The organism is Streptomyces sp. BA2 (assembly GCF_009769735.1).
Classification (GTDB): Bacteria; Actinomycetota; Actinomycetes; order Streptomycetales; family Streptomycetaceae; genus Streptomyces.
The window spans coordinates 9242837-9255889 of sequence record NZ_WSRO01000002.1; the positions used below are offsets into that span (position 1 = coordinate 9242837).

Annotated in this window: 12 protein-coding genes and 4 pseudogenes; 12 read left to right on the forward strand and 4 right to left on the reverse strand. The window is 67.4% G+C overall.

All coding sequences use genetic code 11. The features are described from left to right. Positions 1 to 27 precede the first annotated feature (27 nt). Complete coding sequence (locus E5671_RS44250) at positions 28 to 1008, forward strand: NAD-dependent epimerase/dehydratase family protein (protein WP_160509820.1); 981 nt, start codon at positions 28 to 30, stop codon at positions 1006 to 1008. Positions 1009 to 1253: 245 nt separating this feature from the next. Here the strand turns inward: E5671_RS44250 and E5671_RS44255 are convergent. Both E5671_RS44255 and E5671_RS44260 read right to left on the reverse strand, forming a co-directional pair. Continuing rightward, positions 1254 to 1502, reverse strand: a pseudogene (locus tag E5671_RS44255) (IS110 family transposase); the annotation flags it as partial. A gap of 446 nt (positions 1503 to 1948) precedes the next feature. After that, a complete protein-coding gene (locus tag E5671_RS44260; RefSeq protein WP_160509821.1) occupies positions 1949 to 2518 on the reverse strand; it encodes a TetR family transcriptional regulator in 570 nt (189 codons plus the stop codon). 117 nt (positions 2519 to 2635) lie between these two features. On the opposite strand from E5671_RS44260, the gene E5671_RS44265 reads away from it, so the two are divergent. The 10 genes and pseudogenes from E5671_RS44265 to E5671_RS44305 all read left to right on the forward strand — a co-directional run bounded on the left by E5671_RS44265 (position 2636) and on the right by E5671_RS44305 (position 10723). Further along, positions 2636 to 3055, forward strand: a complete 420-nt coding sequence (locus E5671_RS44265; protein WP_160509822.1) for a VOC family protein — start codon at positions 2636 to 2638, stop codon at positions 3053 to 3055. After that, positions 3052 to 3759 carry an NADPH-dependent F420 reductase gene (locus E5671_RS44270; RefSeq protein WP_160509823.1) on the forward strand — a complete coding sequence of 236 codons (708 nt, stop codon included), beginning with the start codon at positions 3052 to 3054 and terminating at the stop codon, positions 3757 to 3759. Before E5671_RS44265 ends, E5671_RS44270 begins: the two co-directional genes overlap by 4 nt. 187 nt (positions 3760 to 3946) lie before the next feature. After that, complete coding sequence (locus E5671_RS44275) at positions 3947 to 5146, forward strand: winged helix DNA-binding domain-containing protein (protein WP_160509824.1); 1200 nt, start codon at positions 3947 to 3949, stop codon at positions 5144 to 5146. A gap of 53 nt (positions 5147 to 5199) precedes the next feature. Beyond that, positions 5200 to 5466 (forward strand): annotated as a pseudogene (locus E5671_RS46735) (HNH endonuclease); the annotation flags it as partial. Positions 5467 to 5810: 344 nt separating this feature from the next. Then, positions 5811 to 6425: a hypothetical protein gene (locus E5671_RS44280; protein WP_160509825.1), complete on the forward strand. Its 615-nt coding sequence runs from the start codon at positions 5811 to 5813 to the stop codon at positions 6423 to 6425. A gap of 138 nt (positions 6426 to 6563) precedes the next feature. After that, positions 6564 to 6959 (forward strand): alpha/beta fold hydrolase, encoded by a 396-nt coding sequence (locus E5671_RS44285; RefSeq protein ID WP_237330974.1) that lies wholly within the window; start codon positions 6564 to 6566, stop codon positions 6957 to 6959. Between the two features lie 298 nt (positions 6960 to 7257). Beyond that, positions 7258 to 7344 (forward strand): annotated as a pseudogene (locus tag E5671_RS44290) (IS5/IS1182 family transposase); the annotation flags it as partial. A 247-nt stretch (positions 7345 to 7591) separates the two neighbouring features. Beyond that, positions 7592 to 8434 carry an SAM-dependent methyltransferase gene (locus tag E5671_RS44295; RefSeq protein WP_160509827.1) on the forward strand — a complete coding sequence of 281 codons (843 nt, stop codon included), beginning with the start codon at positions 7592 to 7594 and terminating at the stop codon, positions 8432 to 8434. A 795-nt stretch (positions 8435 to 9229) separates the two neighbouring features. Beyond that, a complete protein-coding gene (locus E5671_RS44300; protein ID WP_336606021.1) occupies positions 9230 to 9610 on the forward strand; it encodes an alkyl sulfatase C-terminal domain-containing protein in 381 nt (126 codons plus the stop codon). 768 nt (positions 9611 to 10378) lie between these two features. Beyond that, on the forward strand, positions 10379 to 10723 hold the full coding sequence (locus E5671_RS44305; protein ID WP_237330389.1) for an SH3 domain-containing protein: 345 nt from the start codon (positions 10379 to 10381) through the stop codon (positions 10721 to 10723). A gap of 103 nt (positions 10724 to 10826) precedes the next feature. Here the strand turns inward: E5671_RS44305 and E5671_RS45670 are convergent, their stop codons facing one another. Continuing rightward, a complete protein-coding gene (locus E5671_RS45670) occupies positions 10827 to 10994 on the reverse strand; it encodes a hypothetical protein (RefSeq protein ID WP_202122799.1) in 168 nt (55 codons plus the stop codon). Positions 10995 to 11063: 69 nt separating this feature from the next. After that, positions 11064 to 12227: pseudogene (locus E5671_RS45675) on the reverse strand (transposase); the annotation flags it as partial. Between the two features lie 178 nt (positions 12228 to 12405). On the opposite strand from E5671_RS45675, the gene E5671_RS44320 reads away from it, so the two are divergent. Then, positions 12406 to 12990, forward strand: a complete 585-nt coding sequence (locus E5671_RS44320; RefSeq protein WP_160509829.1) for an SMI1/KNR4 family protein — start codon at positions 12406 to 12408, stop codon at positions 12988 to 12990. Positions 12991 to 13053 lie beyond the last annotated feature (63 nt).

Here is a 13053-nt window from a genome sequence, read left to right on the forward strand (position 1 = left end):
GTAAGACTCACCTCAGGGGAGAAGTTCATGCAGCAATGGGCTACCCGGCAACCGGCACTGGCCAGGGCCGTCGTCACAGGTGCCGCCGGCTTCATCGGCTCGCACCTCGTCGAAGCCCTCCTCGCGGGCGGGGCCACCGTGGTCGGCGTGGACCGCCGCGCCCCCGGCCTCGACCCGGCCGCCGCGGCCAATCTGGGCCGGGCCCTCGGCGACCCGAACTTCACGCTCGTCACGGCCGACGTGCGGATCGTTCCGCTCACGGCCCTGTTCCGGCAGGCCGACGCGGTCTTCCACCTCGCCGCCCAGCCAGGGGTGCGCGATTCGTGGGGCGAGCGGTTCACCGAATACACGTCGTGCAACATCTTCGCCACCGAACGCGTGGTGTCCGCCTGCGAGGACGCCCGCGTACCCCGCCTCGTCTACTCCTCCTCCTCCAGCGTCTACGGGACCAGCAGCCACGCCACCCGCGAGGCGACCGCACCGAACCCCGCCTCCCCCTACGCGGTCAGCAAGCTCGCCGGCGAACAGCTGTGCCTGGCTCACGCCAGCCGGGCCACGTCCGCGCTCACCGCGGTGGCGCTGCGCCTGTTCACCGTCTACGGGCCCCGCCAACGCCCCGACATGCTGATCGGCCGCGCCCTGACGGCGGCTCTGGGCGGCCCGGAGCTCACGCTCTACGGGGACGGCCGTCACACACGCGATTTCACCTACGTCGGCGACGTGGTCCGCGCCGCGATCGCCGCCGCCACCCGTCGGATCGGCACGACTGTCCTGAATGTCGGGGCCGGCGTCAGCACCAGCGTGCTGGACGTGCTGTCCGCCGTCGAGGAGCTGACCGGTCACGCGGTGCCGGTCGCCAGGCTCCCCGCGCAGGCCGGTGACGTGGACGCCACCCTCGCCGACCGCTCCCGGGCAGCGGCCCTCCTGGACTGGGCACCCCGCACCACCCTCGTCCAAGGCATCGCCCACCAGCTGTCCCACCTCACCGCCGACTCCCTGCGGCCCTGAAGGCAGCCGCCGCGAACCGAAACCGGATGCGGTAGGAGCGGTGCCGGCGGGTCGCTTCTTTATCCAGAGGAGCGGGAGCGGAGCACCGTGCTTGGCCGACGATGCGTGCGGGTCGTCCGGCGCCGACGGGGGAGGCGGCGCCGGACGACGATCAGGGAAAGGCCGTGGTGGTCGCCTCCGCCACAGGAGCGGTGTCTTGGAGGCGGTCCAGCCGTTCGTACAGTGCCCGCAGCGTACGGGCCCGGTCCCTTGACGCGGAGCACCGGCTGGTCGTGGTTGAGGAGGATCGTGATGGCCAGGGCGGCTCCGCCGTCGGCCAGGTCGATTCCCCAGGTCGCCTCGCCTCCCAGAGCCAAGACGTCAGCGAGGAGTTGGAGGAGGTCGGGTTCGTCGTTGGCGACGCGCCGGGACAGCAGCCGACTGCCGCTCTCGTCGATCGCGACGCAGTGGTGGTGAGTCTTGCCTGCATCGATGCCGGCCCAGATCGTGGCCATGTGGTGCCTCCGTGCGGTGTGCTGCTGGTACCTCCCGACGGACGACCTCGCTGTCGATTCCCTACGGAGCGATCATTCGCAATTCCTAATTGGCAGCCGAGTCGTCGTGGGGCGCCGGGCGGCCAATCCGGGGTAGCCACAATCGGCAGAAGCGTGAGAGCCACACCCGACGCCCCTGGGTAGATGAACCATGCGAAGGGCTCACCAGGTCCCGCAGAACAACGTAGGGAAGTGTGACGTGAAGTCGAACGCGTCCCGCCGGGCATCGTGGTTCAGCAAACTCACCTCTGCGGCCTTCGTATGAATCCGATTCCGTGGCGGAATGCAGGATCATGCGAAGGTCGTCCGCCTGTCCGGCGAATCCCCAGGTGAGTGACCTCGTACGGCACCCCGTTCGAGATCAGAGGTTAAAAGGACAAGCTAAGTCCGTTGCCTTGTTGCTTCGTTCACTGGGGTGGGAGTAGGGCGTGGCGGAGGATGGCGAGGATTTCGTCGCGGGTGGGGGGCGTGGGTGCGGTCATCGCGTGCAGGCACAGCCCGGTCATGAGTGGGGGGATGGTCGCGGCGGCGAGGGGGCCGATCAGGGGGGTCATGGCCTCGGTGCTGACGTGTGCGGACAAGGTGGCCGCCTCGCGCAGTTCCGGGCGGCGCAGGGCGGCGATGTGCAGTTCGTACTCGACGACCGCGTTGGTGCGGCCTTCGCCCAGGCAGGCCAGGACGCTGTCGGCCAGAGCCTCGGCGATCTGGTCGGGGCCGGCGGTGGCGTGCTCCTGGGCCCAGGAGCGTACGAAGCCGGCGAAGCGTTCGGCGGCGCGTTCCAGGGCGGCGCGGATCAGTGCCTCGCGGTCGGCGAAGTGGTAGGTGGTGGAGGAGAGCGAGACGTCGGCCCGCTCGGCGATCGCCCGGTGGGTCAGTCCCTCCAGGCCGCGTTCGGCGATCAGCTCTTCGGCCACCTCGGTGATCCGTTCCCGGCGGTCGGGGTCATGTCGGCGTGTGCGGCGGGTCTTCTCGGTCACGGTGGTCAGGCTCCTTCTCGTGTGGGATCACTCTCGCACCAGTCTATTGGTACGTACGTCCGTACCAATGTTATGGTGGAGATGTAGTCAGCGGGGGGTCCGTGAAGGAGAAAGTTCATGGCAAGCAGCGCACATCCCCTGAACCTGGTGGACGTCACCGTCCCCCGTGAGGCACACGACGACGCCCGCCGCTTCTATCTGGAGGCCTTTGGCTGGAGCGTCGAGGCGGACATCCCCGGCTACCCGATCATGGGGACCGGCCCGGGCGGCGCCCAGGTCGGACTGATGTGGGAGGGCAACCCGCAGTCCGGCGACCTGTCGAAGTTCTGGCAGACCGGCAAGGCGGTGCCCTTCCTCGGGACCCAGGACATCGAAGCCACCCTCGCCGAGGTGGAGCGGCACGGCGGCACGGTCGCCGCACCGCCGCGGCAGACCGGCCCCGTCGAGGTCGCCGTCTTCCAGGACCCGTGGGGCAACCACTGGTTCCTGTGCGAGACCGGCAATGAGAACAGCCACGAGAGCGGAGTGTCGGCATGAAGATCGCAGTCCTCGGTACAGGCGGCGGAGGCCGCGCGAACGCCGCCAAGCTCACCGAACTCGGCCACACGGTGGTCGTGGGCACCCGCGACCCCAAGGCCACCCTCGCCCGCACCGAACCCGATTTCATGGGCACCCCGCCGTTCGGGCAGTGGCTCGCCGATCACCCCGGCATCGAGCTCACGACCTTCGGGGAGGCGGCGGCGGAAGCTGACTTCGTCATCAACGGCATCGACGGCGCCAACGCGGTAGCGGCGCTTACCGCGATCAGCGAACAGCTGGCCGGCAAGACCCTGATGGACTACGCCGTCCCCTTCCACTACAACCCGGAGCGGGAACACCCCTGGCCCACCCCCTGGGGCGTGATGCCCGCCCTGGACCCGGTGGACTCCGACAGCCTGGGCGAACGCCTCCAGCGCGCCCTGCCGCAGACGAAGGTCGTCAAGGCCTGTGTCACCCAGGAACAGGAGACAGCCGTCGCCCCCAAGACCGTCGGCAACGGGGAGCACACGATGTTCATCGCCGGCGAGGACGCGGACGCCAAGGCACAGGTCACCGAGCTCCTACGCGCCTACGGCTGGCAGGACATCCTCGACCTCGGGCCGATTGTCTCCTGCCGCGGCATGGAGATGTACGCCCACATGCACAGCGCCATCCAGTTCGCGCTCGGCGGCGCCCGCTTCGGCATCAAACTCGTGCGCTGACACAACTGACACAACCGCCTATCACCGTCACCGGTACTTCCCGGACAACCGCCTCCCGGCCTGGCCGCTACCAGCAGCGGCCAGGTCGGTGCTGCCCACCTAGCCCTTCCGGCCCGCCGCAAGCGAGGCCCGCCGGTCGACCGGAGCAGCAGAACCCCATGACCCGGACCGACCACGTGAGCCAGCCATGACGACCGCCCTGCCCCGCATCACCGCCGACCAGCGCCGCGCCCGCCTCGTCCACCAGCAGCTGCTCGAGGGCCCCACCCGCGTGGACACCGTGCACGAGGTGGCAGACGCCCTCATCGGCCTGCACGCCACCGACCCGGCGACCGTCTTCCTCACCGCGGCCGCCCGCATCCACACCTCCACGGCCGACGCCGTCGACCACGCCCTCTACCAGATGACGGCCGACGGGCCCGTCATGGAACGCATACGGTGCATGCGCCGGACCATGTTCGTGGTGCCCGCCCACCTCGCACCCGCCGTACGCTCCGCGACCGCGCAGGACCCCGGCCGCCTGCGGGCCGACGCACGGGACAAGTTGTCTCAGGCCCTCGGCTGGGACGAGCGGCGCTACGCCGCGGTGGAACAGGACACGCTCGCCGCGATGGCGGCACGCGGCGAGGCGAGCGCCGCCCAGCTGGCCGCGGACGTGCCCGCCCTGCGCGAGCAGCTGATCACCTTTCCCGGCAAGTCCTACGAGTCCCGACAGCGCGTCAGCTCGACCGTCCTGGGCGTCCTGGCGGCCGAGGGCCGCATCCGCCGCTCCCGACCGGCCGGATCGTGGACTTCGGCACAGTTCCGCTGGACGCCCGCTCAGCCGCTGCCCGCCGTGCCCGTGCCCGAGGCGAGAAGCACACTGGCCCGCCATTACCTGGCCGCCTTCGGACCGGCCACGGTCGACGACATGAAGTGGTGGACCGGCTGGAGCCTGCGCGACACCCGCAAAGCCATCGCCGCCACCGGCGCCCTGGCCGTCGAGCTCGACGAAGGCACCGGCTACCTCCTGCCCGAAGACCTCGAGAGCCTCGAACCCCTCACACCCCGCGAACAGGGCGCGGCGCTGCTGCCCAGCCTGGATCCCACCCCGATGGGCTGGCGCCACCGCCACTGGTACCTCGACCCCGCCCACACCGCGGCGCTGTTCGACCGCAACGGCAACATCGGCCCCACCATCTGGTGGAACGGCCGCATCATCGGAGCCTGGGCCCAGCACCCCGACGGACACATCAACCACCGCCTCCTCGCCGACCCGGGCACAGCGGCACGCACGGCTGTCAATGTCGAGATCAGCCGCCTGACCACCTTCCTGGCGACCACCCGCATCACCCCCTGCTACCGCACTCCCCTCGAACGCCAACTCGCCCAGGAAAAGGCGTACTGAGAGCACAGGTCCTCCGGAATATCGCCCATGCGGAATGACGCCTCCCGCCACTCGGCGGCTCCCAGTGGTCAGCCGGACACCGCAAGGACTACGCCAACGACCTGGACGCCGAACGCAGCCTGGTGGCGGTCACCGCGAAGACCAACCGGCCCAAGTCCGACCAGGATCCCGCCCAGTGGCTCCCGCCGCCGACCGACGCCCGCTGCACCTACGCCGCCGACTGGACGACCACGGAACTGCGCTGGTCCCTGGCAGCAGACAAGGCCGAAATCGCTGTCCGCCAGACCGGCCTCAGTAGCGGACACTGTCGGGAATCTTGAAGACTACGGGGTTGGCAGTGTGATCGCTGTAGTCCTCGCATCGCCTGCAGTACTGATGAACAGGTGTGGCGCGGGAAGGTGCGCCCGATCCCAGCTCGGGGTGGCGGCAGCGGAGTGACCATTCGCTGACGGCCGCTATACGCGTGAGCGGGTTCTCGGGCCGCCGGATGCGGACGGTCCTTCTTGAAGTCAGCTCGGTGGGGGCGTCGCCTGGTAGTGAACTCCAATTCAGTCGGCTGAGTGAGAAGGCCAGTGCCGCTGCGCTCCCCGATCTCGAGAAGCCAATCTGAGCGAATTCACGAAGTCTCCGACTGAGGCGCGCCCCGTGATTGAGTATGTGGGCCATGGACTTGACCGGCATCGCAGCGCTCTGCGCCCTCGGGGGTATACCTGCAACCCTGGTTGTCGCCCATTGGCAGAAGCGGAGCGCGTTAGAACAGGCGGAGGCGAACCACCGCACCGCACTGGCCCAGGCAGAGGCGAGCCATCGTGCGGCCTTAGAGGTCGCAGAGGCATCCCATCGCAGCTCTCTGGAACTGACTGAGACCACACACCGCCAGGCTGTGGAACTGGCGCGCCGCCAGGCCGAGTTCGAGTGGGCCGCTACTCGATGGGAAGCCCGGAAGACCGTCTATGAGCAGTACCAGAAGGCGCTGGACCAGCTTCGGCGCCTCGTTCTGTCGGAAACGTCAGACCTGGTGGAACGGAGTGAAGCGGGCCACGTGATCCATGACTTTCATCATGTATTGCGCATGGTGGCAGCGGACGAAGTCTTCAGCGCGTCAGTACGTGTACGGCCCTACTGCGGAGTGCTGGCGAATAGCACCTCGAGGACTCTGCAGGAACGCGCCGAGTTGTGGGAGAAGCACGTGACACCGCTTCGTGCGGACCTCGACAACGCGATCAAGCGAGATCTCGCGGAGCAGCCCTATCCTCAGCTGCCGCCTCGGGAGGATTAGCCGGTATCGGCGAATCCAGGGCCTGATCAGCAGTTTCGGTGGGTCCGTGGGGATCGTCTACGTGCCGCCGAACTGAGCTTGCTCTGTAACCTTTGGCGGAGTCTTGGTGACACCGGTAGGTTCTCCGCGGTGACGTTGATGGAGGCGCAGGGCCTCGCGTCGATGACCGACGAGGCGCAGTTACGTTGGATGGCGTTGGGGGAGACGACTCGGCTGCCGGCCGTGGTCCTGCTCCATGGCGGTCCGGGGCTGCCGGATTATCTGGGCGATGTCGCCCCCAGAATCGCGGACCTCGCACCCGTGTACCGGTACGACCAGCGTGGCACAGGCCAATCCCCGTGGCGGGGCCGCCATTCCTTCGCCCGGCATGTCGACGATCTCGCCGAGCTACTCGACGCATGGGAGGTGCCCAAGGCCGTGCTGATCGGGCACTCCTACGGCACTGACCTGGCGAGTCGGTTCGCCAGCATCTACCGGGCGGCGAGGCGTACCCCGAAGCCGTCGAGGCCGCGCACGCCGACTTCGCCGCCATGAACAACGGAGCGGTCTCCGAGCCCCGCACTCACGCAGAGGCCCTGAAATCACGCTGAGCTACTTGTCCCCTCGCCGTAGCTATACGAGAACGGGGCCTTGGAGGGTGACCCAAACGGTCGCTTGCACCACTGATATAGCGGACGCGGGCGACATCGTAGGATCATGAAGCCACCATGTTCGCTCGCGGGCCAGCACAGCCTGCCCATGCGCCAGTTCAATCCTGGCCCGCATCCACAGCGAACTCCACCAGCGAGTTCGGCTGCGTGACGGGCTCACCCCCAGCACCGTCGCGGTGATCCTGGACTCCCAGTCGGTCAAGGGCGCCGAGACGGTGGGGGCCGCGCCCCGCGGCTTCGATGCCGGGAAGAGGATCAACGGCCGCAAGTGGCACCTGGCCGTCAGCAGCCAGGCCTACCCGACCAAACGCGCTCAGTGAGCTCGAACGGGACCGAAATAGAAGAGCTTTGGGTTCCCCGTTTAAGGTCTGAGCGGCGCAGCCCTGACCCTCAATGGGCGCAGTGCGGACCGCGGTGTCCAGCCCGTGACTCATTCGGGCTCTATGCAGGCGGGCGGCACGGTCACGAGACTGATCTCGGCGACCGGCCTGCAAAGGGAGCAACGGAGGCAGATCCATGCCGTACCACGGCGGTTCGCGCGGCGAGGACGTCGCCCGCGACTACTACGAGACCAGCGACGTCGACGCGTTCTACGCCCATGTGTGGGGCGGCGAAGACATCCACAACGGCATCTACACGCACGCAGGCGAGGCGGTCGCGGATGCCTCCCGTCGCACGGTGGAGCGGGTGGCCGACAAGGTGGCCGACCTCCTCACACCCGAGGCCAAGGTGCTGGACATGGGGTCCGGATACGGCGGTCCGTCCCGCTACCTGGCCGCCACCTTCGGCTGCCCGATCACCGCCCTGAACATCAGCGAGACACAGAACCGACACCACCGCGCCGTCAATACCGAGCGTGGACTCGACGACCTCATCGACGTGGTCACGGAATCGTTCCAGGACATCCCCTGCGAGAACGGCCGCTTCGATGTCGTCTGGTCCCAGGAAGCCTTCTGCCACAGCCCAGACCGCACACGCACCCTGGCCGAGGCCGTACGTGTCCTCAAACCGGGAGGGGCCCTGGCCTTCACCGACCTGATGGCCGACGAGGGCATCTCCGCCCAGACGCTGCACCCCGTCGTGTCCCGGCTGAGGGTGGACGAACTGGCCACGCCCAACTTCTACCGCAGTTCGCTCGCCGGGCTCGGCATGTCGCATGTCGACTTCGACGATCTCAGCGACCAGATCGGCAACCACTATGAGCGCCTCATCGAGGAGACCCACCACCGCGAACAGGAATTGCGCAACGTCATCAGCCCCGACTACGTCGACACACTACTGAACAGTCTGTCCCTGTGGGTCGACGCGGCGCACCAAGGGCAACTGCGCTGGGGCATCTTCCACTGTCGCCGCCCCTGAGCCTGAGACATCTGTCGTCCGGCGTCGAGGACTTGCGGCGACGAATAACCATCTACCGTTGCGACTTGCCACTTCCCTGCCCCCGCCGGGCTTGTGAGGGATGGCCTCACGGCCCTGCGACGAGCAGGGCCGGGGCCAGGTCGGCCAGCTCTTGGACATCGTTCTCGCCGACCTCCAGCCGCTGGGCGATCATCTCGTCCACCCGGTTTCTGGCGTGTGCGCCCGACCAACTCGTACAGATAGCCGTTGTGCTGCCCCCGGGACTGGGCTACGAAGAACTCGTGGTCCGCGTAGGGGACTCCGAGCACCGCACAGGTTGACCATCGACGCCGACACTCTCGCCAAGCAGCGCCAGAGCACCTGCCGTGTCAGCCCACGATGCCCGGAGTGCGGTCGCCGATCGAGTAGCGGTCGATGGGGTTGGCGACCAGGAGGCGTTCGGGAAGGCGGTACATGGTCGCGACCAGAAGAAGCGGGCCGGCGGCGGCCTGCCGGGCGCGAAGCGGACGGTGTAGTCACGCCTGGAAGCGTCCGGGGGCCAGTTGACCTGGTCGTCCTGTACCCAGCCCGCGTACCAGGCTTCAGCTGCCGGGAGTCCGTAGAGGCCCGTGTCGACGCCGACCGCGCGGGTGAGGTAGTCGTCTCCGTGTACGGCACGCGTGCCGAACCAGTGCGCGGAGTCGGCCGCGTTCTTCTTCGCCTCCTCCAGCTGTGCTCGCGCCTCCGTGATGCCCTGCTCGCTGCTCGCTGGCCTGCAGCGACTCCTCTGTGAGGGCGGCCAGTTCGAATTCGCCGGTGCCGCTGACGCCAAGGGCCGCCCCGAAATGGCGATGGCCCTCACCATCGAACAACTCCTGGACTCCATCGCAGTTCGTCTCGACGGCCCCCCGCGCCTGGGACGAAGAACTGGCCATCGACCTGGTCCTGTCCGACGAACGGCGCCGCCACCGCTTGACCCTCCACAACGGGGCACTCACCCACCGCGCCACCGACCAGGCCAAGTCCCCGAACAACGCACCAGGCCTGTCCCTCGCCCTCACCAAACCGCAGCTCCTGGGAGTGCTGGCGGGCAAGGGCCTGGAGGGCGTGACAACCGAGGGCGACCAAGCCCTGCTCACCAAGCTCTTCTCCTACGTCACAGAACCCGACAAGTCCTTCGGAGTCGTGACTCCATGACGCGGCCGGTGCGGTAGCGCGTAGTTCCTCACCCCCCCGCTGTGCTCGGCAGGACAACGGCTGCTCGGCGGGTTCGGCGGGGACGAAGGTGTAGCCGACGCCTCCCTAGGTAGGCGTGCGCGGTGATCGTCAGGCCGGCCTCTGCAGGTGTGTGCGGGCGGCCACGCGGAAGGACTCCTCCTCACCGAGGGGAGACGTAACCGCGATGGGAGCCGAACTCTCCGATGATGCCGGGCGCGGGTGGTGCCGATGCCGTCGATGATTTCGGTGACGATGTCCTCGGTCAGCTGGCCGGCGAGAAGGGTCCACACCTTGTCGCCGAAGTAGGGCCCGAGTGCCAGCCGTAGCCCAGCCTGATGTTCAGCCCGGTGGCTTTGGCCACTCCACTAGGCGGTCGGGGCGGCGGCCAGGGTCACGATTGGTGACATCCACGACGGTGGCGCCGTCGGGCCGGGAAGTCCGAGTTCCGTTACCGAGCGGGAGTGCGAACAACTTCTGCGTCCAGTCCCCGGTGATGAGGGCGAGGTCGATGAACACATATCGCCGAAGCTTCGCTTGCCGCACGAAATGGCGGGCCAGAACGAGCCTGTTGGCGAATTGTTGGTGGGCTAGGCGACGGTAGCTGCGTAGTGGGTGAGGGCCTATCTCGAGGAGGCGGTCCGCCTGCCTTGGCGATGCCATTCGTCCGGACCGTAACCGTCCTCCATGGAAAAACGGCGCTCTCCACTGCTTCGGTATCCCGCAAGCCATTTCAGAGAATGGACACTCATGCAGAACCAGGTCCTGAAACGGGTGGTCACCACGACTGCCGCCACCGTCCTGCTCCTCGGCGGGGCCGTCGCCATGTCGCCCACTGCTTCGGCGGTCGGCCCCAACCCCAAGTGCACCGGCAATCCGGCAGACTTCACGGACACAACCCGGGAGGCCGCCAACCTCAGGACGGGCCCCGGCACCAGCTACGCGAAGAAGGGAGTTCTCTACAAGGGACACAAATTCCGCGTCTACTGCATCAAGGGCCTGGACAGTGGCTACAGCTGGTGGTGGGGCAAGGTCTTGACCGGGGAGCACAAAGGCGACAAGCGTTGGGTGTACAACGGGAGCTTCCTGACCTGAGCCCTCGCGCCTCACCTCGTTCACCGGGCGAGGTGAGGACGCTGCGCAGCCCCACTACGAGCCGGACGTCGGAACGTTCAACTCCTCTCCCACGTCGGCTCGTTCAGCTCCGGCATGCAAGTTGCTGGTCGCTGGTCGCGGCGACGAGTTGAACCTCCCAACTCTCGACGCTCAGACTGCCGACCCACTGCAGAGCTGTCTCCACGTCGCCGGTGGCGGGGACCGGCCGGATGATGAATGCCGCACCATCCTCCAGTACCGCCAGCAGCATGCTCCGGCGCTCCTCATACCTGCGCGGCCGCCAATCGGTGTCGCCGAGGGCGAGGAGGTCGAAGGCGGAAGTCCACCGGTTCCCGAATTCTGCACGTCGAAAACAAGGGAACCTGCGGAGCTTTGGGGGTTCCAGCCGAGGGTCTGCTTGATCATTCTGAAGGTGTGTTCCAGATCGAAGCGCCGGAGGAATGCGCCAGCGCGGGTCGACACCTTCGCCGGTCAGGCCGGTGGCTGACGACCACAGCCAGATGGGGAGTGGTTCGTTGCCGCCAGGTAGCCGGTCGACCCGAAGTCGGATCAACGTGCCCCCTATGACCGGGAGTTCGCCGGTGTGGTCGATCCATGCTGAAGCGGGTGGTCAGACTCGGGTGGATGCGGTGCCAGGCCATCACGTGGGCGGTGCCATAGCGGTCGGTGACCTGTGCGGTCGCGGTACCGGGCTCGCCCCAGGTTTCGGGCTTGGCGAAGCGGAACTCCTGGCCGAGCTTCGGTGGTCGTCCGCCCTGTGGCGGTGAGAACCACGGCACCGGGACGGGCTTGCGCATCACGCGGTCGGTGCGCATCCGGCCGAGCACCTCGACGGGGAGTCCGTCGAGGAGATACGCCATGCGAGGGGCGTGTAACCGGCGTCGACGACGATCAGGATGTCCCGGTCACCGGTATTCCAGCGCCCTATGTCGATGAGGTCCTCGACCACGCGGCGGACCTTGACGGCGGTGACCTCGGCGACATCGTCGGCCGGCCCCAGCCGCAGGGCGTCCAGGATCTGGCACCATGAGGTCCGGCTCGTCTCCAGCGCGGCGATGAACGAGTAGGGCCAGCCGGGCACGAACTGGTCCGACGAGCGTCCGCTGCGGCCGTAGACGTGGCAGAACAGGCGGTCCGTACTGGTCGGTGCGTCTGGTCGCAGCCAGTGGGTGACGTCCACCGCCAGGACCAGGCGCCCGTCGGCGGCCTCGGGCTGCGGCAGCCCAGCCAGCACCTGCCGTAGCCGGGGGACATGCACGTTACCGGTTATCAAGGCTTCGTACATCGCGCCGTGCCCGCGCCGGTGCTCGGCCGTCAGCGTGAGGTCCACCGGCGTTTTCACCGGCCCGTCCGCACACAGCAATGCGTCGGTCAGCTCGAACAACGTGTCTCCGCGCACGGTCAGGCAGTCGAAGAAGTCGTCCCGGAAGCATGACGCCACCACGAACGAATCCCGCCGGATACCAGGTTTCGGCAGACTCATTCCCTCACGGCCTTCGTGCTGGTCACGTGCCTCTGTAACAGAGCACAGGATCAGACGAAGGCCGTGTTCACGGCCCCGGAATTCTCATACGAGCGATCGCGTTTGGGGCGTTGTTCGAGGACAGACCCCGTCTCGATACTTTCCGTTGGGCAGTGGACCGAACTGACATGATCCCAGGATGACTTCGTCGATATCCGAGTCCTGGACCCGTATCGAGAGGTGGCTTGCCCGCCATGCATCCCGCACGTTCGCTGCTCTTGAGCCACCGGCAGAACGCTCGGACATCGCAGCGGCCGAAAGGATCATCGGCCAGCCGTTTCCCGAGCCTCTGGTGGAGTCGCTGCTTCGTCACAATGGCACGGGCTATGATCGCCTGCTGCCCCCGTTCTGGAAACTGCTCAACGTCCAGATTGTCGCCAGGGACTGGCAACTGGGCATGCGGATCTACCGCGATGAACTGGAGAGGGCTGAGGAAGGCGACCCCGACGGAGACTTCGGACCGTGGTGGCACTCCCATTGGATTCCCTTCGCAGCCGACGGTGGTGGCGACACCCTCATCGTCGATCAGCGCCCATACCACCGCCGCGGAAGGATCGGTGTGGCTGACCACGAGCAGGGAACCCGCTTCGGCCGTCACCCCATGTGGTCGTCGCTGCCAGCTCTCCTGGACGCCACGGCCACGGCCCTGGAGACAGGCAGAGCTGTGGATGGCTACCTGCCCGTCGCAGTCGACGAGACCGAACTGGACTGGGAGATCCTCTGAGAATCAGAAACGAGCCTCAGACCATGAAGAACAAGCTTCAGACCATGAAGAACAAGCTGAGGC

Bases quoted from the DNA above. Each gene is read 5' to 3' on its own strand.
- E5671_RS44275 (WP_160509824.1), top strand. From the start codon at position 3,947: ATGACGACCGCCCTGCCCCGCATCACCGCCGACCAGCGCCGCGCCCGC.
- E5671_RS45670 (WP_202122799.1), bottom strand. From the start codon at position 10,994: ATGCTGCTGGCGGTACTGGAGGATGGTGCGGCATTCATCATCCGGCCG.
- E5671_RS44320 (WP_160509829.1), top strand. From the start codon at position 12,406: ATGACTTCGTCGATATCCGAGTCCTGGACCCGTATCGAGAGGTGGCTT.
- E5671_RS44295 (WP_160509827.1), top strand. From the start codon at position 7,592: ATGCCGTACCACGGCGGTTCGCGCGGCGAGGACGTCGCCCGCGACTAC.
- E5671_RS44250 (WP_160509820.1), top strand. From the start codon at position 28: ATGCAGCAATGGGCTACCCGGCAACCGGCACTGGCCAGGGCCGTCGTC.
- E5671_RS44265 (WP_160509822.1), top strand. From the start codon at position 2,636: ATGGCAAGCAGCGCACATCCCCTGAACCTGGTGGACGTCACCGTCCCC.
- E5671_RS44280 (WP_160509825.1), top strand. From the start codon at position 5,811: ATGGACTTGACCGGCATCGCAGCGCTCTGCGCCCTCGGGGGTATACCT.
- E5671_RS44305 (WP_237330389.1), top strand. From the start codon at position 10,379: ATGCAGAACCAGGTCCTGAAACGGGTGGTCACCACGACTGCCGCCACC.
- E5671_RS44270 (WP_160509823.1), top strand. From the start codon at position 3,052: ATGAAGATCGCAGTCCTCGGTACAGGCGGCGGAGGCCGCGCGAACGCC.
- E5671_RS44285 (WP_237330974.1), top strand. From the start codon at position 6,564: ATGGAGGCGCAGGGCCTCGCGTCGATGACCGACGAGGCGCAGTTACGT.